Consider the following 18,169-nt stretch of genomic DNA (forward strand, 5'->3'; position numbering starts at 1 on the left):
TCGTCCCGCGACCCGGCCACGTCGAGAACGCTACGGAGCCCGAGCACGCCGCCACGGGCCTCCCGGCCAGCCGGTGGACGACACGACAGGCGAGCCGCCCTGTGGAGGGATGAGGAGACGGACCGACGCCGCCGGACGCAGGCCGGTAGACTCGACCACCGTGATCGAACGCACCCGCATCGCCGACCTGGCAGCCCTCCCCGACGGCCCCGTCTCCGTGGCCGGATGGGTCGAGACCGTCCGAGACCAGAAGAAGGTGCAGTTCGTCGTGCTGCGCGACGAGTCCGGCGCCGTCCAGCTCGTGAACCCGGCGACGCGCGAGGCCGAGGACGGCGACGACGCCGCACAGGCCGCGCTCGCGACGACCAACGAGATCTCCGGCCTGGCGCACGGCACCTTCGTCCACGCCACCGGCACGCTCAAGCACGACGAGCGCGTCAAGCTCGGCGGGCTCGAGGTCAAGATCGGCTCGCTCCAGGTCGTCAGCGCGGCGATCCCGGAGACCCCGATCGCCGACGACTCCTCGCTCGACAAGCGCCTCGACTGGCGCTTCCTCGACCTGCGCAACCGCAAGCAGAACCTCATCTTCCGCATCCAGACGACGCTGGAGCACGCCTTCCGCACGTACTGGGTCGACCGCGACTACATCGAGATCCACACCCCGAAGCTCATGGCCTCGGCGTCGGAGTCCCGTGCCGAGCTCTTCCAGCTCGAGTACTTCGAGACGACCGCCTACCTGGCGCAGTCGCCGCAGAACTTCAAGCAGATGGCGCAGCCGGCCGGCTTCGGCGCCGTCTTCGAGATCGCCGACGCCTTCCGTGCCGACCCCTCCTTCACGAGCCGCCACGCCACGGAGTTCACCAGCGTCGACGCCGAGTTCTCGTGGATCGAGTCCCACGAGGACGTCATGGCGATGCACGAAGAGGTCCTGGTCGCCGGCATCACCGCCGTCAAGGAGAAGTACGGCAAGGACATCGAGGAGGTCTTCGGCTTCGAGCTGCAGGTCCCCGCGACGCCGTTCCCCCGCGTGACCCTGGCCGACGCCCGCAAGATCGTGGCGGACAGCGGCTACGACGTCGTCCGTGCCGACGGCGACCTGGACCCCGAGGGTGAGCGCCGCGTCGCCGCCTGGGCCAAGGAGACGCACGGCTCGGAGTTCGTCTTCGTCACCGAGTACGACGCCTCGATCCGGCCGTACTACCACATGCGCAAGCCGGGCGACCCGTCGGTCACCAACAGCTACGACCTCATCTTCAACGGCGCCGAGATCTCCACGGGTGCCCAGCGCGAGCACCGCGTCGACGTGCTCGAGGCGCAGGCCGTCGAGAAGGGCCTCGACCCGGAGGAGCTCGGCTGGTACCTCGACTTCTTCCGCTACGGCGTCCCGCCGCACGGTGGCTTCGGCATGGGCCTGGCTCGCGTGCTGATGCTCATGCTCGGTGAGCCGTCGATCCGCGAGGTCACGTACCTGTTCCGCGGCCCGACGCGCCTGACCCCGTAAGCACCGGCGAACGAGCAGAAGACGCCGCCTCCGAGTTCCGGAGGCGGCGTCTTCTGCTCACGGAGCGACTGGACGGGAGGCGCGGCTCAGCTCCGCCAGTCGATGGCGGCCCGCGCCGTGACCAGCTCGCGGATCTCCGCTGCCGCGGCCTGGTGGTCCGGGTGCACCTGGTACGCGTCGAGCCCCGCGAGGTCGTCGAACGTCGCGACGACGGCGACGTCGTGGTTCTTGTCGGGGTAGGCGACGTTCTCGACGACCTCGAGCGTGCGGATCGCGTCGATCGTGCCGACCAGGCCGGTCAGCAGCTCGCGGATGCGTGCGATCGACGTGGCACGGTCGAGGTCCTCGCGCAGGGACCAGGAGACGACGTGGGAGATCATGCGCGGGCCTCCGCCTGCTCGAGTGCGCGGGCGAGTCGGTCGGCGTCGACGTGCCAGGTGCTGTGGACGCGCCCGTCGACCAGCACGACGGGGATGTCCTCCGCGTACTCGAGGCGGAGGGCTTCGTCGTCCAGGATCGAGCGCTCCTCGAGCGTGACGCCGGGGTGGTCGGCCACGACGCGTTCCACGACGGGGCGGGCGTCGTCGCAGAGGTGGCATCCGGGCTTCGTCAGGAAGGTCACTGCTGGCATACCCCCAGCGTAGCCCGGTGCCGACCGACGCCCGGGAACGGAAAAAGCCCCGGCGGACCGGGGCTTCTCGTGCAGGTCCTCCGACCTGCGTAGACCGTGTTCGGTCTACTTCTTGTTACGGCGCTGGTGACGCGTCTTGCGAAGGAGCTTGCGGTGCTTCTTCTTCGCCATGCGCTTGCGACGCTTCTTGATGACAGAACCCATGTGGACCTCGCTCGGACTGATGCTGATGTACGGACACCGGGCCGAAGAGACCGCGGAAAATCAACCTGCCCGATCCTACCGGCTGCCCGCTGCGATGTCGAACGCGCGCTCAGCCGACGTCGGCGATCCCGCCGCGCAGCACGTCGGCGACGGCCGACTCCGGCACGCGGAACGACCGCCCGAACCGGATCGCGGGGAGCTCACCGGCGTGCACCATGCGGTAGACGGTCATCTTCGAGACGCGCATCATCTCGGCGACCTCCGCGACGGTGAGGAAGCGCACGTCGTCGAAACTGCCGGTCATGATCCGCCTTCGCCGAGCTCGCACGCGCCTGCGTACGGGAGTGGTGTGACCCGTGTGGTCTGTGGCAACTGTAGAGGGGCGCGCGAGCCGGTGTCCAGGATCAGTCCGTGCCCTGCGCCCGGTCCGCGTCGCGGGGTCCGTCCTCGTCGCCACGACGCGTGAACCGCTTGCGGCTGCGGTCGACCACGCGCTCCCACCCCTGCTGCGCGCCGGAGATCGCGGCGGTCGCCCGGAAGGACGCCTCGGCCATCACCCGGCCGAGCTCCGTGCCGACCTCGACCGTGGTCGTGCCTGCCGCGCCCGAGCGTCGGACCGACACCGGCTGCCCGTCCGGCGTCCAGGCGGTCGTGGCCGGTCGGCCGTCGGCGTCGACCGCGGTCGTGAACGGCAGCACCCACTCCTCCAGCTGGACGAGCGGTTCCGGGTCGAGCCGGTAGAAGCGGTGCTGGCCCTCCTCGCGACTCGTCACGAGCCCGATGTCGCGCAGGACCCGCAGGTGCTTCGACACCGTCGGTTGGCTCACCCCGAGGCGCGCGACCAGCTGGCCGACGCTGAGTTCGCCGCCCGTGACGTCCGATCCGTAGGCGGCGAGCAGGGTCCCGAGCAGCTCACGCCGGGTGGGGTCCGCCACGACGGAGAAGATGTCGGCCATGGTGGCAAGGCTAGCCGGGGCACCACGGATGTACCATGTCGAACCGTCCCGGCCCCTGTCCTCGGAGGCATCCGCATGCTCGACCGAACCGAGCCGCCCGCGCACCGCGTGAGCGCCAGCCGCCGACGGGTCGGACGCGTCGCCACCGTGCTCCGATCGTCGCCGTCACGACTGGCGATCCTGGTGTTCATCGCCCTGATCTTCCTGTTCACCGTGCTGTTCATGACCCCGTGGGCCTCGGCGGACGGCTCCGGCACCCACTTCTCGGACGCCCTGTTCACCGCCGCGTCGGTGGTCTGCGTCACCGGGCTGGCGACGGTGGACATGGCCACGCACTGGTCGGTGTTCGGCAAGACCCTCGTGGTGATCGGCACGCAGATCGGCGCGGTCGGCGTCCTGACCTTCGCGTCGATCCTCGGGCTCTTCGTCACGCGCCGCCTCGGGCTCCGGGCGAAGCTGATGGCGGCCGGCGACTCGAACCCGCTCCGCACGCACCACGGTGCCGTGCCGGAGGGGCAGGCGGTGCGCCTCGGCGAGGTCGGCACGCTGCTCGCGACGGTCGCGGTGAGCACGCTGACGATCGAGATCGTGCTCGGACTGCTCCTCCTGCCGTCGGTCCTGCTGGCCGGCATCCCGTTCTGGACCGCCGTCGGCGACTCGTTCTACTACGCGGCGATGGCGTTCACGAACACCGGCTTCTCGCCGAACGCCGACGGGCTCGACCCCTTCGCGCACGACTACTGGTTCCTCTCCCTGCTCATGGTGGGCGTCGTCGCGGGGTCGATCGGCTTCCCGGTGATCCGCGCCGTGACGAAGCAGTTCCGGACGCCCCGACGGTGGCCGATCCACGTCAAGCTCACCCTGGCCACCAGCGCCGTGCTGCTGCTCGGCGGGATGGCCGCCTACATCGCGCTCGAGGCGTCGAACCCGACGACGTTCGGCGAGGAAGGAGCGGGCCGCACGGCGTTCCAGGCCCTGTTCCTGTCGACGATGACGCGGTCCGGCGGGTTCTCGCTCGTCGACTTCGACCAGCTGAACGGTTCGAGCCTGCTCGTCACGGACATGCTCATGTTCATCGGTGGTGGCTCGGCGTCGACCGCCGGCGGCATCAAGGTGACGACGCTCGCGGTGCTGTTCCTCGCGGCGGTCGCCGAGGCCCGCGGACGCCAGAGCATGGAGGCCTTCGGCCGTCGCGTCCCGAGCGACGTCCTGCGCGTCGCCGTCGCGGTCGTGCTGTGGGGCGCCACGATCGTCGCCGTCGCGACCGTCGTGCTCCTGCAGATCACCGACGACTCGCTCGACCGCGTGCTGTTCGAGGTGATCTCGGCGTTCGCGACGTGCGGCCTGTCGTCCGGCGTCTCCGCGGACCTGCCGGAGTCCGGCAAGTACGTGCTCGCCGCGACCATGTTCCTCGGCCGGGTCGGTACAGTGACCATCGCCGCTGCACTGGCCGCCAGCCAGAGCCGGCAACTGTTCCGTCGTCCCGAGGAGAGGCCGATCGTTGGCTGACCGCACCCGTCCGCCGCACCCGCTCGGTGCGATCAGTCACGACGCCCCGGTGCTGGTGATCGGCCTCGGTCGGTTCGGCGCGGCGACCGCCGGGCAGCTCGAGCGGCAGGACCGCGAGGTCCTGGTCGTCGACACCGACCCCGGTCTCGTGCAGAAGTGGTCCGACCGCGTCACCCACGCGGTGCAGGCCGACGCGACCGACATCGACGCGCTCCGGCAGATCGGCGCGCAGGACTTCGCGATCGCAGTGGTCGGCACGGGCAGCGACCTGGAGTCCAGCGTGCTCATCACCGCCAACCTGGTCGACCTCGGCATCCCGCAGATCTGGGCGAAGGCGATCAGCCGGTCGCACGGCACGATCCTGTCCCGCATCGGGGCGAACCACGTCGTGTACCCGGAGCGCGAGGCCGGCGAGCGGACGGCCCACCTGGTGTCCGGTCGGATGCTCGACTTCATCGAGTTCGACGACGACTTCGCCGTGGTCAAGATGTTCCCGCCGCGGGCGGTACGCGGGAAGGACCTGGCGACGACGGTGATCCGCACGCGCTTCGGCCTCACGGTGCTCGGCATCAAGCCGCCCGGCAGCCCGTTCGTGCCGGCCACCCCGGAGAGCATCATCGGCGAGGACGACGTCATCATCGTCTCGGGGTCGGAGACCGACCTGGAGCGCTTCGCCGCCTACGAGTAGCGAGCGCGGCCCGGGTCGCGACCAGGGCCGGACGGGAGGCCCGTGGCAGCGTCGCCACGGGCCTCCCGTCCGCCTCGGGGTGCGTCTACGACGCGGCGATCTCCTCGGCGCGCGCGATCGCGGCGCGCGACGCGCGCAGCAACGTGTCCGCCAGGTCGGCGTCCTGCAGCACCGCGACGGCACGCTCCGTCGTGCCCTTCGGGCTCGTCACTGCACGGCGGAGGTCGGCGGGCGCACGGCCGGACCGCTCCAGCAGCTCGACCGCGCCGCGCACGGTGCCCTGCACCATCGTCGCCGCCTGGTCGGGCGTGAAGCCGAGTTCCTCGGCGGCGCGCTGCCACTGCTCGACGAGCAGGAAGACGTACGCGGGGCCGGAGCCCGAGACGGCCGAGAGCGCGTCGAGCTGCGACTCGGGCACCTCGATGACCTCACCCGAGGCGGTGAACACCGACGACGCGAGCGCGACGGCCTCGGCGTCGGCCGAGGCGCCGGCGCTGATGCCGGTGACACCGTGCCCGACGCCGATCGGGGTGTTCGGCAGTGCGCGGACGACACGGACGCCCTCCGGCAGCCGTGCCTCCATGCTCGCGGTGGTGGTGCCGACGGCGACGCTGACCAGGACGGCACCGGGCTCCAGGTCACCGGCGACCTCGTCGAGCAGGTCCGCGATCACGTACGGCTTCACGCCGAGCACCACGAGTGCCGCCCCACGGACCGCCGCCCGGTTGGCGTCGGGGTCGGTGTCGCTCGCGGTGGCGGTGAGCGCGCGGTCGCGGAGGGCCGCCGCGGACTGCTCCGACTTCGTGGTCAGGGTCACGGTGGCCGGGTCGAGTCCGGCGGCGAGCAGGCCGTCGAGGACCGCGCCGGACATGGAGCCGACCCCGAGCAGGGCGGTGCGGGGCAGGTCGATCGTCATGCTCCCGACCCTACCGACGCCGCCCGCCTAGGATCGTGTCGCAGACCACGAGGAGGGACACCTGTGAGCGCTTCGGGAGGCACGAAGGCGATCTTCGCCGCACTCGGTGCCAACATCGGCATCGCGATCGTGAAGTTCATCGCGGCGGCCATCAGCGGATCCGCGTCGATGCTGGCCGAGGGCGTGCACTCCCTGGCCGACTCCGCGAACCAGCTCCTGCTCCTGCTCGGTGGCCGGAAGGCCCGACGCGCGGCGGACCAGGAGCACCCGTTCGGCTACGGCCGGGAGCGCTACGTGTACGCCTTCGTGGTGTCGATCATCCTGTTCTCGGTCGGCGGCGTCTTCTCGCTGTACGAGGGCATCGAGAAGCTCACCCATCCGCACCCGCTCGAGAACTGGTGGCTGCCCCTCACCGTGCTCGTCATCGCGATCGGGCTCGAGGGCTTCTCGCTCCGGACCGCGTTGCGTGAGGCCCGACCGCAGAAGGGCTCGCAGAGCTGGGTGCAGTTCGTCCGCCGGGCGAAGGCCCCCGAGCTCCCCGTCGTCATGCTCGAGGACACCGCGGCCCTGCTCGGCCTCGTCTTCGCCCTGTTCGGCGTCGGGCTGACGGCCCTGACCGGCAACGGCGTGTTCGACGCCGTCGGCACGATGTTCATCGCGGCGCTGCTCATCGCCGTCGCCGTGGTGCTCGGCATCGAGACGAAGAGCCTGCTCGTCGGCGAGGGAGCGAGCGCGGCCGACGTCGAACGGATCAAGCGCGCCGTGCTCGACGGTCCCGAGGTCGACGAGATCATCCACCTGAAGACCCTGTACCTGGGCCCCGACGAGCTGATGGTCGGCGTGAAGGTCGCGGTCGACGGCGACCGCCGTCTCGGTGACGTCGCCGCCGGCATCGACACCGTCGAGGAGCGTGTCCGGAGCGCCGTGCCGATCGCCCGCGTGATCTACGTCGAGCCGGACGTCCTGCGCACCGGGCCACAGCCGCCGACCGAGGCGATCGTCATCCTCGCCGCTGACTGAAGAAGTCGTCGAGCAGTTCGGCGCACGCGGCCTCGAGCACGCCGCCGACGACCTCGGACCGGTGCGGCAGCCGGCGGTCCCTGGCGATGTCGTAGACGCTGCCGCTGGCACCGGCCTTCGGGTCCCACGCGCCGAACACGACCCGGGGCACCCGTGCGGCCATGACGGCGCCGGCGCACATCGGGCACGGTTCGAGCGTGACCACGAGCGTGTGCTCCTCGAGGTGCCAGTCCCCCGTCACGGCCGCCGCGGCCCGCAGCGCGAGCACCTCGGCGTGGGCCGTCGGGTCCTGGCGGGCCTCGCGCTCGTTCCGGCCGGTGGCGACCACGACGCCGTCACGGTCGAGCACCACCGCGCCGACCGGGACGTCGTCGGTGTCCAGGCACCGCCGGGCCTCGTCGAGTGCACGCTCCATCGCGGGGACGAACGGGCGGGCTGCGGGCTCCTCCACGGGACCTCCTGACGGTCGGCGGCACGCTAGGCTCGACCCTATGCGAGTCCACGTCGCCGACCACCCGCTCATCACCCACAAGCTCTCGGTGCTCCGCGACCGGACCACACCCTCCCCCACGTTCCGCGCCCTCACCGAGGAGCTCGTCACGCTGCTGGCCTACGAGGCCACCCGCAACGTCCGCGTGACCGCCACGCCGATCGACACGCCCGTCGCGCACACCATGGGCGTCGCGATCGCGAAGCCGCGTCCGCTCGTCGTGCCGATCCTGCGTGCCGGCCTCGGCATGCTCGAGGGCATGGTCAAGCTCGTCCCCACGGCCGAGGTCGGGTTCCTGGGCATGGCCCGCAACGAGGAGACCCTCGAGCCGCAGACGTACGCCGAGCGCCTGCCCGACGACCTGTCCGGCCGCCAGTGCTTCGTGCTCGACCCGATGCTGGCCACGGGTGGCACCCTCGCCGCCGCGATCGACTTCCTGTTCGCCCGTGGGGCCGAGGAGGTCACGTGCGTGTGCATCCTCGGCGCACCCGAGGGGCTCGCCATGGTCGAGGAGGCCGTGGGCGACCGCAACGTCTCGATCGTGCTCGGGGCCCTCGACGAGAAGCTCGACGAGAACGGGTACATCGTGCCGGGTCTCGGCGACGCCGGCGACCGTCTGTACGGCCTGGCCGAGTAGACGAACCGGGTCGCGTCCGCGACCACCTGACGAACGGGAGGCACGGTGCCAGCTGGCACCGTGCCTCCCGTCGGTTCCAGGGCACTGTCCGGAACCCGGCGCGCTGTGCCCGACCGTCCGTGCGGACGGTTGACACCGCGCTGGTATCCCACCCATACTCGTGCCATGACTGCAACCGTGTCCGCCCGCGTCCTCACCGAGGCACAGGGGACTGCCGGCATGATGATGCCGGTCGCCGTCATGCGTTGTCGAATGTGTGCCTGATCGGCACCCGTTCCAGCCGGATCCCCCGCGACACCATCCCCGTCGCGAGCGCGTGATCCCCGGGTGACGGACACCGTCGGCGACGCGCACCACGTCACGAGGTCTGTCTCCCGTTCCCCCGGGTCGGCCCCGGTCCGCAGCAGGACCGCAGGGCATCGGCGTACCGCCGTACCCGGGATGACGCATTCGACACCGACCGCCCGCGCCACCCCGCGCCCGGTCACCGCCCGGAGGACCACCATGTCGCTCACCATCGCCCAGCCCCGCACCGTGCTCCGCAGCGCAGCCCCCGTCTCCACCGACCTCGGGACGGTCACCCCGATCCGTCCGCGTCCGACCACGCCGGCGGCCGGTCCGTCCACCGTGCCGACGAGCCCCGTCGTGGCCCCGCAGCGCAACCGCGGGCTGCCCGAGGGCACCGAGGCGCGCGGCTTCGCGCTCTACGTCGGGCTCGACGAGGCCAAGGCCGCGGCAGCCGGCACGACCCTGGCAGCCGTCGTCGAGCAGCTGAAGGCGCTCACGGCGCAGCTCGTGCCGTCCGCCGAGACGTACGCCGCCGTCGCGGTCGCCGCCGAGCAGTCCGGCGGGCGCGACGTCGACGTCGTCCGGCTCGCCCTGCAGGACCGCTCCGCCGTCGCCGCCCGCAAGCAGGCGGACAAGCCCGAGCCCGAGGAGACCGGGGTCGTCATCGACATCTCCCGCAAGCGCGTGACGCTCGACGGCGAGGCCGCCCCGCTGACCTTCAAGGAATTCGAGCTCCTGCAGTTCCTGGTGCTCCGCGAGGGGCAGACCGTCGACCGGTCCGCGATCATCGAGGGGCTGTGGTCGGACGGCGAGGACGAGACCCCGAACGAGCGCACGATCGACGTGCACGTGCGGCGGCTCCGTTCGAAGCTCGGTGCCTTCGAGGAGATCGTGCGCACGGTCCGGGGCGTCGGCTACCGGTTCGACCGGCACGCCGACGTCGCGGTCCGCTACGCGTCCACCCCGTCGCCCGACCTGTTCTGACGATCAGCGCGGTCTCGGCGAACTCGCAGCGAACAGCAGCGGGAGAGGCTGGCGCGCCGTTACCCGCTCGTTATACAGTCGGCGGTGCAGACGGTGTTTGCTGTGGCACCGGCTGCGGAATGTGATTGCAGGAAACTCTTGGTGCAAGGGAGAGGGCCGGTCGCCGTCAGGTGACCGGCCCTCGTGCATGTCGGCAGCCCCTGTCGGACCCCCGTCGGTAGTGTGGACAGACCGTACGACCGGAGGGATCGCGACCGTGACCGAGACACGCCGCAGTGACAAGGCGACCGCCGTCGCCGCCTGGGAAGCGCTGTTCCGCGCCCAGGTCGCCGTGATGCGGAGTCTCAACGCCGACTTCCCCGGCGACGAGATCTCGTTCAACGAGTACGACGTCTGCTTCAACCTGTCGACCCAGCCCGGCCGTCGGTGCCGCATGCGCGACCTGACCGGCCACCTGCTCCTGACCCAGCCGAGCGTCAGCCGCCTGGTCGACCGACTCCAGGCCCGCGGGATCGTCGAGAAGCAGCCGGACCCGACGGACGCCCGCGGGGTGATCGTCGCGCTGACCCCGCACGGCTTCGACGTCTACCGCCAGGTCGCGGTGCAGCACGCCGCGAGCATCGCCCGACAGGTGGGTGCCGGCCTGTCCGACCCCGAACTCCGGACCCTGACCGAACTCTGCACGAAGCTCCGCCTGGCGGCCGGCGCCGACCAGGGGCGCCGTCCGGCCGCACGCGCGGTCGCCGAGCGGGACACGGCCGCGGTGTGACCGGCGCACTGGTCTGGCTCCGCGACGACCTGCGGCTCGCGGACAACCCGGCGCTCCAGGCGGCGATCGACCACGGCGGCGACGTCACGGTGGTCTACGTCCTCGACGACCAGTCTCCCGGCGTCCGACCGGCCGGTGCGGCCAGCCGGTGGTGGCTCCACCACTCGCTGACGTCGCTCGACGCCGGACTGCGCGAGCGCGGGTCCCGCCTGGTGCTCCGCCGTGGCCCGGCCGCACAGGCGATCGATGCCCTCGTCGCCGACACCGGTGCCGACGCGGTGTTCTGGAACCGTCGCTACGGACCGGCGGAGCGCACGGTCGACGCCGGCATCAAGAGCGCGCTGCACGACCGCGGGATCGAGGCCCACAGCTTCGCCGCCACCCTGCTCTGGGAACCGTGGACCGTGCTCACCGGGCAGGGCGAACCGTTCAAGGTCTTCACCCCGTTCTGGCGCGCGGCGCAGGCGATGCCCGAGCCACGGCACCCGCTGCCGGACCCCGACGCGCTCCCCGCCCCGGCGGGCGTCGCGAGTGACGACCTCGACGCCTGGGAGCTGCTGCCGACGCACCCCGACTGGGCCGGTGGCCTGCGCGAGGCCTGGCGACCGGGCGAGCAGGGCGCCCACGAGCGACTCGAACACTTCGTGACCCACGCGCTCGAGGACTACGACCAGCGGGACGAACCCGCGATGGCGGCCACGAGCGACCTGTCCCCGCACCTGCGCTGGGGCGAGGTCAGCCCGTACCAGGTGTGGCACCGACTGCACGGGCAGCTCGAACCGGAGCAGCGGCGGAACGCCGCCGCGTTCCTGCGCCAGCTCGCCTGGCGCGAGTTCAACTGGAACGAGTACTTCCACTGCGAGGACATCACCACGGTGAACGTGCGCCGCCAGTTCGACGCGTTCCCGTGGCGGGACGCACCGGACGCCGAGGTCGACCGCTGGCGCACCGGCACCACCGGGTTCGACCTGGTCGACGCCGGGATGCGCGAGCTGTGGCACTCCGGCGCGATGCACAACCGGGTCCGCCTGGCGACCGCGAGCTTCCTCGTCAAGAACATGCTCGTCGACTGGCGGGTGGGCGAGCAGTGGTTCTGGGACACCCTGGTGGACGCCGACTCCGCCAACAACGCCGCGAACTGGCAGTGGGTCGCCGGGTCTGGCTTCGACGCCGCCCCGTACTTCCGGGTGTTCAACCCCGACCGGCAGCTCGAGCGCTTCGATCCGCACCGTGAGTACGTGCGCCGGTGGGTGCCCGCCGACGAGGACCGCCCGGAGCCCATGCTCGACCTCAAGGCCACGCGGCAGCGAGCGCTCGACGCCTACGAGACGATGCGCCGGTCGTGACCGCCGGATCCGCCTTCCCCACCGCGGTCGTCGAGCAGATCGAGGCCGTCTTCCGCGAGCGCGTCGAACGCGGCGTCGCACCGAGCAGCGCGTGGGGTGTGTTCGACCGGAGCGGCCTGGTGGCGTCGGGCGGCCACGGCGATCGCGGTGACGGCCGCAGCCCGGACGCCGACTCGGTCTACCGGATCGCCTCGTGCACGAAGAGCGTGACCGCCGCGACCCTGATGACGCTCGTCGCCGACGGCTCACTCGACCTCGACGCCCCCGTCACCGACTTCGTGCCGGCCTTCCGCGCCGTGGCCCTGCCGACGCCGGACTCCCCCGTACCGACGGTGCGCATGCTGCTGACGATGTCGGCGGGCTTCCCGACGGACGACCCGTGGGCCGATCGGCAGGAGTCGATCACCGACGACGAGCTCGACGACGTGCTGCGCGGTGGACTGCTGTTCGACTCCGTCCCCGGCACGCGGTTCGCGTACTCGAACCTGGCGTACGCGCTGCTCGGGCGGGTGATCGCCGTGGTGACGGGACGCCCCTACACCCAGGTCGCCAGCGAGACCGTGCTCCGACCACTCGGACTGACGGACACCGTGTTCCGCGCCGACGAGGCCCGCGGACACGTCGTCACCGGGTTCCGCCCGTACGACGGCGCCTGGGAGCCGCTCCCGCTGAGCGGACCGGGCGCGTTCTCACCGATCGGCGGCCTGTTCTCGACGGTCCGCGACCTCGCGCGGTGGGCGGCGCACCTGGCGTCGGCGTTCACGGCGTCGCCGGAGCCCGGCCCGGTGTCCCCGGCCGACCGGCGTCTGCTGCAGCAGGCGATGCGGGTGGTGCCGACCACCGTGGTCCCCGGTTCGACGCGACCGACGGCGTACGGGTTCGGGGTGTTCGTGGAGCAGGACGACCGCTTCGGCGAGCTCGTGTCGCACTCCGGCGGCTACCCGGGTTTCTCGGCCCACATGCGGTGGTCGGTCCGTGACGGCATCGGGGTCGTCGCCTTCGAGAACGCCACGCAGGCGAAGGTGTCCGTCGCCGCCCAGCAGGCCCACGATCTCGTGCTCGACGCCGCGACCGGCTCGACGGGGGTCCTCGCCGACCCGGCGACGACGGTGTCCGCGACGCGTGCGGCGCAGGCGGCGGTGACCAGCCTGCTGCGGGACTGGCGTGACGACCTGGCCGACGCGATCTGCACGCCGAACGTCGCGATGGACGTGCCCTACGAGCGCCGTCGCCGGGCGGTGGCGCAGGCCGTCGCGGCCGTCGGCGCCGACCTCGGTGCCGACCCGGTCGCCGAGTCCTCCTCGGCGCCCTCGCACCTGCGCTGGTGGGTGCCGGGCTCGTGCGGCCGACTGCGGGTCGAGATCCGGCTGGCTCCGTCGGCGGCGGGGCTCGTGCAGACCCTGACCGTCGAGCCCGAGCCGACCGAGCGCTGAGCGCGGGCTCGTCCCCGGCACCCGCGGCAGCGGTTCAGACCGGCGGCCGACCGCCCACGACCCCGAGTGCGCGCGCGGCGACCCGGGTGCCCTCCTGCGCGGCGGCCCCGACCCGCACCGGATCGGTCGCCCAGGCCCGCACGAAGCCGGCGGCGAAAGCGTCACCCGCGCCGACGGTGTCCACGACGGCCGCCGGGGTGGCCGGCACGCGGTGCACGCTCCTGCCCCGTCGCCCGATGAGCGCACCGTCGGCACCGGCCGTCACCACCACGAGCGGCACGACCTGCGTCAGGCGGCGGACCGCGGTGTCCAGGTCGGTCTCGCCCGTCAGCGCGAGCGCTTCGGGACGGTTCGGGAGCAGCACGTCGACGCCGTCGAGGGCCTCGAGGAACCGCGCCGCGCCGACGGCGTCGACCGCCACGGCGGAGGACGGGTCGACCGACACCCGCGCCGGACCGGACCGAGCGCAGGCCACCAGCTCGGCGAGCCGATCGGCACCCGCGCCGAGCATCGCCGCCCCGGTCAGGTGGACGATGTCGGCACGGGCGACGAGCGACGGCGGGACGTCCTCGGCGCTGATCCGTCCGCTCGCGGCCGGATCCGTCATCGCGGTCAGGCCGTCGTCGTTCCGCACCGACACCACGACCCCGGTCGAGGTCATGGCGTCGTACCGCAGGTGGGCCCGGACGCCGGCGTCCTCGAGGGCACGCTCGTGACGGTAGACGTCGTCCACCCCGACCCGTGCGACGACGTCCACCTCGGCGCCGAGCCAGCCGAGCCACGCGGCCGTGTCGCCACCGCCGCCGGTCGGACGGTGCCGGATCACCGCGGTCGGGTCGTGCACGCCGATCCGGTGCGCGGCGGTGTGCACGAGCACCCCGTCCAGCACGTCGCCGACCACCAGGAAGCGTTTGCCGGCGCCACGACGACGCCCCGCGACCGCCCGTCCGGCACGGGCGTCCCTGGGATCTGGCGCGGGCACGGAGCGCCCCTGCGGCGTGGACATCCCGGACAGTCTAGTCGGATCCGAGTATTGCTCCGTTTTGAGCCACACGAACGGCACCGGTTCCGTGCACAGTCGGTGCTGAGCTGATATTCCTGCTGCTAACATACGGAGACTGATCGCCGACCGACGACGCGGAGATGCCATGCCCAGGAAGCCCGATCCGACGATCAAGCCCGCGATCCTCGAGAAGGTCACCGCGCACCTCGCGACCACCCGCATCGAGGACGTGTCGGTCCGGAGCCTCGGCCGGGTGCTCGGGACGAGCGCGTACCCGATCGTCTACCACTTCGGCTCGCGGGACGGCCTGAGCGAGGCCGTCGTCGAGCACCTCGCGGCGTGCTGGCCCGCGTCCGCGCTGGACCCGTCGGCGGACGACGCAGCGCTCGCCGACCACCTCGTCGCGACGTTCGGCGGGCTCGACGACCCACAGCGTGCACTGTCCGCCCGGCTCGCCTTCGAGCTGGGGTCGGTCGAGGCGCTGGGCGGCCGCGACCGGCAGCGCCGCTTCCACCGCGCACACGTCGCGGCGCTCACCGCCTGGTGCCGCGCGCACGGCTACGACGGCCAGGCAGCCGACCGCGCGGCACGGTTCGCCGTGATGACGGCCAGGGGCGCGCAGTGGAACGCCGTCGTCGACGGAGCGCACGCCGACACGGACGCCGCGCTGCGACGGATCGCGCACGACCTGGCGGCGCGCTCCGCGTTCGCCGCGGCCTGACCCGGGCGCACGCGTCCCGGCCGGGCACACGGCGCCGTCGACCGCCCCCACGACGAACGGGAGGCACGGTGCCAGCTGGCACCGTGCCTCCCGTTCGTCAGGTGGTCACCGTGGCGACCCGCCCGCGTCGATCAGAGCGTGACGAACTGCTGCGACTTCGCGTTGGCGAAGCGCGCGGCCACGTTCTCCCAGTCGACGATGTTCCACACGGCCTTGACGTAGTCCGCCTTGACGTTGAGGTAGTCGAGGTAGAAGGCGTGCTCCCACATGTCGAGCATGAAGATCGGCACCAGGCCGAACGGGATGTTGCCCTGCTGGTCGAAGAGCTGGAACGTGGTCAGCTTCTGGCCGACGACGTCCCAGGCCAGCACGGACCAGCCGGAGCCCTGGATGCCGTTGGCGACGGCGGCGAACTGCGCCTGGAACTTCTCGAACGAGCCGAAGAACTCGTCGATCGCGGCGGCGAGCTCGCCCTCCGGGACCTTCGTGTCCGGGCCGAGGTTGGTCCAGAAGATCGAGTGGTTGACGTGGCCACCGAGGTGGAACGCGAGGTCCTTCTCGAGCTTGTTGATCGCGCCGAAGTTGCCCGACTCGCGCGCTTCGCCGAGCTGCTGCAGCGCGGTGTTCGCACCGGTGACGTAGGCCTGGTGGTGCTTGTCGTGGTGCAGCTGCATGATCTTGCCGCTGATGTGCGGCTCGAGTGCGGCGTAGTCGTACGGCAGCTCCGGCAGGGTGTACTCAGCCATGTGAGGTCCTTTCGATCAGTGGGTTGGGCGGCGGGCTCCGCGGCTCACGAGAGCCGGGAACGATCGGTGAGGGAGTGGAATTCCCGGTTGTGGTAGACCAGCGGCTCGCCCCGGTCGGCGCCGACGACGATGTCGAGCACCTCGGCGACGACGACGGTCGAGCTGCCGATGGGGGTCGTCGACAGCGGACGGCAGCGCAGGGCGCTGGCAGCGCTGGGCAGGTAGCGGTCCCCCGACGGCAGCGTCCCCCAGATCGGGTCGTCGGCGGCGGGGCTGCCGGTGCTCGCGAAGCGCTTCGCGAGACCCACACCGAGCGAGTCGACCAGGTGCACGACGAACAGCGGCGCACCGAGCACGACGCCGGCCGACCCCGAGTTGGTCGACAGCGAGAAGACCAGCACCGGCGGGTCGACCGCGACGCTCGCCACGCTCGACGCGGTGAGGCCGGTCGGGCCGTCCGGGCCCTCGGCGGTGATGACGGCGACACCGGCAGGGTGCGCGCGGAACGCGGACTTGTACGCGTCGGCGATGGTCGCCGGTGCTTCGTCGGGCATGGTGATGGTGGTCGTTCCTTCGGGAGGGATCGCCGTCACTCGGCGGCTGCCACCCAACGTATGACCTGAACCCTGGTTGAGGTCAACGATTCACAGGTTCGGACGCGGCCGGGCGTGCCGTGGGACGGCTCCGCGCGCGGCGCTCAGCGGCGCTTGAGCATGACGACGGCACCAGCGGCCGCCACGACCATGAGCACCGCGGCGACCCCCGCGGTGATGGTGACGCCCGAGTCGAACGCGGCCCGCGCCGACTCCAGGAGCGCCTGACCGGCGCCGCCGCCGAGCTGACCCGCGGCCGTCACGGCACCGCCGAGGGTCTCCTGCGCCGCGACGTGCGCCGCCGAGGACAACCCGTCGGGCACCACCACGTGCGACCGGTAGGCCGTCGCCAGGATCGTGCCGAGGACCGCCGTGCCGAGGACGGCGCCGATCTCGTACGCCGTCTCCGACATCGCCGAGGCTGCGCCGGCCTTGTCCGCCGGCGCCGTGGAGATGATGAGGTCGTTCGTCACCGTCTCCGACGCACCGATGCCGATGCCGAGCAGGACGAACGCGAAGGCGAGCGCGGCGATCGACGCGTGGTGACCGAGCACCGCGACGAGTGCGTAGGCCGCCGCCGAGAACAGCAGCGCCACCGACACGACCCAGCGCGGGGCCACCCGGGCGACGACCGGCACGACCGCCAGACCGGCGACGATCGTCAGCACCGAGCCGGGGATGAGCACGACACCCGAGGCGAACGGGTCCAGACCGGCGACGAGCTGCAGGTGCTGTGCGATGAAGAACAGGAACCCGGTGAGCGAGAACATCGCGGCCAGGTTCATGAGCACGCTGCCGGTGAAGGCCGTGCTGCGGAACAGCCGCAGGTCGAGCATCGGCGTCCGGGACCGCAACTGTCGACGCACGAACGCGATGCCGCAGACCACGCCGACGGCGAGCAGCGCGATCGCGAGGCCGCGCTCCTCCGGGTGCACGACGGACTTGATCGCCCACACGGTCGGGGCGAGGGCGCCGAGGGACAGCACCATGCTCGGGACGTCGACCGGCCCGGGCATCGGGTCACGCGACTCGGGCACGCAGAACGGCACGGCGACGAGCATGAGCACGAGGATCGGCACCGCCACCATGAAGACGCTGCCCCAGTGGAAGTGCGCGAGCAGGGTGCCGCCGACGAGCGGGCCGAGCGCGTTGCCTGCGGCGAACATCGTCGACCAGACGGCGAGCGCCATCCGCCGCTCCCCCGCGTCGACGAACACGTTCCGGATGATCGACAGGGTCGCCGGCATGAGCATCGCGCCGAACACGCCCATCGCGACCCGGGCGGCGACGAGCATCCACGCGTCGGTCGCGAACGCGGCGGCGACCGAGAACAGGGCGAAGCCGGTCGCGCCGATCACCAGGATCCGGCGCCGACCGATGCGGTCACCGATGCTGCCCATCACGACGAGCAGGCCGGCGAGCACGAGCGGGTAGGCGTCGACGATCCAGAGCTGGGTCGTGGCGTCCGGCCGGAGCGCCCGGGCGATCGAGGGCAGCGCGAAGCTCAGCACGGTGTTGTCCACCGAGATGAGCAGGACCGGCAGCATGAGCACGGCGAGCGCGAGGAAGCGTCGGGCTCGGCTGCCGGTGACGTGGGTGGCGACGGGGCTGGTGAGCAGTGCGGACACAGCGGACTCCTGGGACTTCGAGCCGGACCGGGTCGACGGCGGTGGTACGTGGGGCAGACGAGACGGGACGCGGAGTGGACACGCGTCCCGTCAGGACTCCGTAAGT

21 protein-coding genes are annotated in these 18,169 nt (G+C 71.9%); 10 read left to right on the top strand and 11 right to left on the bottom strand.

Annotation, left to right across the window (positions count from 1 at the left end; all coding sequences use genetic code 11):
* The first annotated feature begins 160 nt into the window (after nucleotides 1–160).
* Nucleotides 161–1,501 carry an aspartate--tRNA(Asn) ligase gene (gene aspS, locus LEL83_RS12330; RefSeq protein ID WP_225559032.1) on the top strand — a complete coding sequence of 447 codons (1,341 nt, stop codon included), beginning with the start codon at nucleotides 161–163 and terminating at the stop codon, nucleotides 1,499–1,501.
* Between the two features lie 86 nt (nucleotides 1,502–1,587).
* Here the strand turns inward: aspS and LEL83_RS12335 are convergent, their stop codons facing one another.
* From LEL83_RS12335 to LEL83_RS12355, 5 genes are all read right to left on the bottom strand, one after another.
* Nucleotides 1,588–1,881 (bottom strand): Dabb family protein, encoded by a 294-nt coding sequence (locus LEL83_RS12335; protein ID WP_225559033.1) that lies wholly within the window; start codon nucleotides 1,879–1,881, stop codon nucleotides 1,588–1,590.
* Nucleotides 1,878–2,132, bottom strand: coding sequence for a glutaredoxin family protein (locus LEL83_RS12340; protein WP_225559034.1), 255 nt, complete (start codon nucleotides 2,130–2,132; stop codon nucleotides 1,878–1,880). Before LEL83_RS12340 ends, LEL83_RS12335 begins: the two co-directional genes overlap by 4 nt.
* A 105-nt stretch (nucleotides 2,133–2,237) precedes the next feature.
* Nucleotides 2,238–2,336 carry a 30S ribosomal protein bS22 gene (locus tag LEL83_RS12345; RefSeq protein WP_003792170.1) on the bottom strand — a complete coding sequence of 33 codons (99 nt, stop codon included), beginning with the start codon at nucleotides 2,334–2,336 and terminating at the stop codon, nucleotides 2,238–2,240.
* Nucleotides 2,337–2,445: 109 nt separating this feature from the next.
* Entirely contained in the window at nucleotides 2,446–2,640 is a 195-nt protein-coding gene (locus LEL83_RS12350; protein ID WP_022902482.1) for a helix-turn-helix domain-containing protein, read from the bottom strand.
* A gap of 100 nt (nucleotides 2,641–2,740) precedes the next feature.
* Entirely contained in the window at nucleotides 2,741–3,292 is a 552-nt protein-coding gene (locus LEL83_RS12355) for an ArsR/SmtB family transcription factor (protein WP_198656403.1), read from the bottom strand.
* A gap of 75 nt (nucleotides 3,293–3,367) precedes the next feature.
* Here LEL83_RS12355 and LEL83_RS12360 point away from each other — a divergent pair, with 75 nt between their 5' ends.
* Both LEL83_RS12360 and LEL83_RS12365 read left to right on the top strand, forming a co-directional pair.
* Nucleotides 3,368–4,801, top strand: a complete 1,434-nt coding sequence (locus LEL83_RS12360) for a TrkH family potassium uptake protein (RefSeq protein WP_198656404.1) — start codon at nucleotides 3,368–3,370, stop codon at nucleotides 4,799–4,801.
* Nucleotides 4,794–5,489: a potassium channel family protein gene (locus LEL83_RS12365; protein WP_225559035.1), complete on the top strand. Its 696-nt coding sequence runs from the start codon at nucleotides 4,794–4,796 to the stop codon at nucleotides 5,487–5,489. Before LEL83_RS12360 ends, LEL83_RS12365 begins: the two co-directional genes overlap by 8 nt.
* Nucleotides 5,490–5,574: 85 nt before the next feature.
* Here the strand turns inward: LEL83_RS12365 and proC are convergent, their stop codons facing one another.
* Entirely contained in the window at nucleotides 5,575–6,405 is an 831-nt protein-coding gene (proC, locus tag LEL83_RS12370; RefSeq protein ID WP_198656405.1) for a pyrroline-5-carboxylate reductase, read from the bottom strand.
* A 63-nt stretch (nucleotides 6,406–6,468) separates the two neighbouring features.
* Between proC and LEL83_RS12375 the strand changes: the two genes are divergently transcribed.
* On the top strand, nucleotides 6,469–7,425 hold the full coding sequence (locus tag LEL83_RS12375) for a cation diffusion facilitator family transporter (protein ID WP_198656406.1): 957 nt from the start codon (nucleotides 6,469–6,471) through the stop codon (nucleotides 7,423–7,425).
* On the opposite strand, the gene LEL83_RS12380 is transcribed toward LEL83_RS12375, so the two are convergent.
* Complete coding sequence (locus tag LEL83_RS12380) at nucleotides 7,406–7,840, bottom strand: nucleoside deaminase (protein WP_198658732.1); 435 nt, start codon at nucleotides 7,838–7,840, stop codon at nucleotides 7,406–7,408. The genes LEL83_RS12375 and LEL83_RS12380 overlap by 20 nt on opposite strands.
* 76 nt (nucleotides 7,841–7,916) lie before the next feature.
* Here LEL83_RS12380 and upp point away from each other — a divergent pair, with 76 nt between their 5' ends.
* The 5 genes from upp (at nucleotide 7,917) to LEL83_RS12405 (ending at nucleotide 13,372) form a co-directional block, all read left to right on the top strand.
* Nucleotides 7,917–8,552, top strand: a complete 636-nt coding sequence (gene upp, locus LEL83_RS12385) for a uracil phosphoribosyltransferase (protein WP_111041054.1) — start codon at nucleotides 7,917–7,919, stop codon at nucleotides 8,550–8,552.
* Nucleotides 8,553–9,056: 504 nt separating this feature from the next.
* Nucleotides 9,057–9,824 (top strand): winged helix-turn-helix domain-containing protein, encoded by a 768-nt coding sequence (locus LEL83_RS12390; RefSeq protein WP_198656407.1) that lies wholly within the window; start codon nucleotides 9,057–9,059, stop codon nucleotides 9,822–9,824.
* Nucleotides 9,825–10,080: 256 nt separating this feature from the next.
* Complete coding sequence (locus LEL83_RS12395; RefSeq protein WP_225559036.1) at nucleotides 10,081–10,593, top strand: MarR family winged helix-turn-helix transcriptional regulator; 513 nt, start codon at nucleotides 10,081–10,083, stop codon at nucleotides 10,591–10,593.
* On the top strand, nucleotides 10,590–11,939 hold the full coding sequence (locus tag LEL83_RS12400) for a cryptochrome/photolyase family protein (RefSeq protein ID WP_225559037.1): 1,350 nt from the start codon (nucleotides 10,590–10,592) through the stop codon (nucleotides 11,937–11,939). The genes LEL83_RS12395 and LEL83_RS12400 overlap by 4 nt, the downstream gene beginning before the upstream one ends.
* Nucleotides 11,936–13,372, top strand: a complete 1,437-nt coding sequence (locus LEL83_RS12405; RefSeq protein WP_225559038.1) for a serine hydrolase domain-containing protein — start codon at nucleotides 11,936–11,938, stop codon at nucleotides 13,370–13,372. The genes LEL83_RS12400 and LEL83_RS12405 overlap by 4 nt, the downstream gene beginning before the upstream one ends.
* A gap of 34 nt (nucleotides 13,373–13,406) precedes the next feature.
* Here LEL83_RS12405 and LEL83_RS12410 read toward each other — a convergent pair whose 3' ends face one another.
* Entirely contained in the window at nucleotides 13,407–14,378 is a 972-nt protein-coding gene (locus LEL83_RS12410; protein WP_225559039.1) for a carbohydrate kinase family protein, read from the bottom strand.
* A 142-nt stretch (nucleotides 14,379–14,520) separates the two neighbouring features.
* On the opposite strand from LEL83_RS12410, the gene LEL83_RS12415 reads away from it, so the two are divergent.
* Nucleotides 14,521–15,096: a TetR/AcrR family transcriptional regulator gene (locus LEL83_RS12415; RefSeq protein WP_225559040.1), complete on the top strand. Its 576-nt coding sequence runs from the start codon at nucleotides 14,521–14,523 to the stop codon at nucleotides 15,094–15,096.
* Between the two features lie 131 nt (nucleotides 15,097–15,227).
* Here LEL83_RS12415 and LEL83_RS12420 read toward each other — a convergent pair whose 3' ends face one another.
* The 3 genes from LEL83_RS12420 to LEL83_RS12430 all read right to left on the bottom strand — a co-directional run bounded on the left by LEL83_RS12420 (nucleotide 15,228) and on the right by LEL83_RS12430 (nucleotide 18,063).
* On the bottom strand, nucleotides 15,228–15,842 hold the full coding sequence (locus LEL83_RS12420; protein ID WP_198656412.1) for a superoxide dismutase: 615 nt from the start codon (nucleotides 15,840–15,842) through the stop codon (nucleotides 15,228–15,230).
* A gap of 44 nt (nucleotides 15,843–15,886) precedes the next feature.
* On the bottom strand, nucleotides 15,887–16,396 hold the full coding sequence (locus tag LEL83_RS12425; protein WP_198656413.1) for a flavin reductase family protein: 510 nt from the start codon (nucleotides 16,394–16,396) through the stop codon (nucleotides 15,887–15,889).
* A gap of 143 nt (nucleotides 16,397–16,539) precedes the next feature.
* The gene (locus LEL83_RS12430; protein WP_225559041.1) at nucleotides 16,540–18,063 is read right to left on the bottom strand and encodes an MFS transporter; all 1,524 of its coding nucleotides are present in this window, start codon (nucleotides 18,061–18,063) and stop codon (nucleotides 16,540–16,542) included.
* Nucleotides 18,064–18,169: the final 106 nt, after the last annotated feature.

This window comes from Curtobacterium oceanosedimentum (assembly GCF_020297365.1).
GTDB lineage: Bacteria > Actinomycetota > Actinomycetes > Actinomycetales > Microbacteriaceae > Curtobacterium.

Bases quoted from the DNA above. Each gene is read 5' to 3' on its own strand.
- LEL83_RS12335 (WP_225559033.1), bottom strand. From the start codon at position 1,881: ATGATCTCCCACGTCGTCTCCTGGTCCCTGCGCGAGGACCTCGACCGT.
- LEL83_RS12340 (WP_225559034.1), bottom strand. From the start codon at position 2,132: ATGCCAGCAGTGACCTTCCTGACGAAGCCCGGATGCCACCTCTGCGAC.
- LEL83_RS12345 (WP_003792170.1), bottom strand. From the start codon at position 2,336: ATGGGTTCTGTCATCAAGAAGCGTCGCAAGCGCATGGCGAAGAAGAAG.
- LEL83_RS12350 (WP_022902482.1), bottom strand. From the start codon at position 2,640: ATGACCGGCAGTTTCGACGACGTGCGCTTCCTCACCGTCGCGGAGGTC.
- LEL83_RS12355 (WP_198656403.1), bottom strand. From the start codon at position 3,292: ATGGCCGACATCTTCTCCGTCGTGGCGGACCCCACCCGGCGTGAGCTG.
- LEL83_RS12360 (WP_198656404.1), top strand. From the start codon at position 3,368: ATGCTCGACCGAACCGAGCCGCCCGCGCACCGCGTGAGCGCCAGCCGC.
- proC (WP_198656405.1), bottom strand. From the start codon at position 6,405: ATGACGATCGACCTGCCCCGCACCGCCCTGCTCGGGGTCGGCTCCATG.
- LEL83_RS12380 (WP_198658732.1), bottom strand. From the start codon at position 7,840: ATGGAGCGTGCACTCGACGAGGCCCGGCGGTGCCTGGACACCGACGAC.
- upp (WP_111041054.1), top strand. From the start codon at position 7,917: ATGCGAGTCCACGTCGCCGACCACCCGCTCATCACCCACAAGCTCTCG.
- LEL83_RS12390 (WP_198656407.1), top strand. From the start codon at position 9,057: ATGTCGCTCACCATCGCCCAGCCCCGCACCGTGCTCCGCAGCGCAGCC.
- LEL83_RS12410 (WP_225559039.1), bottom strand. From the start codon at position 14,378: ATGTCCACGCCGCAGGGGCGCTCCGTGCCCGCGCCAGATCCCAGGGAC.
- LEL83_RS12415 (WP_225559040.1), top strand. From the start codon at position 14,521: ATGCCCAGGAAGCCCGATCCGACGATCAAGCCCGCGATCCTCGAGAAG.
- LEL83_RS12420 (WP_198656412.1), bottom strand. From the start codon at position 15,842: ATGGCTGAGTACACCCTGCCGGAGCTGCCGTACGACTACGCCGCACTC.
- LEL83_RS12425 (WP_198656413.1), bottom strand. From the start codon at position 16,396: ATGCCCGACGAAGCACCGGCGACCATCGCCGACGCGTACAAGTCCGCG.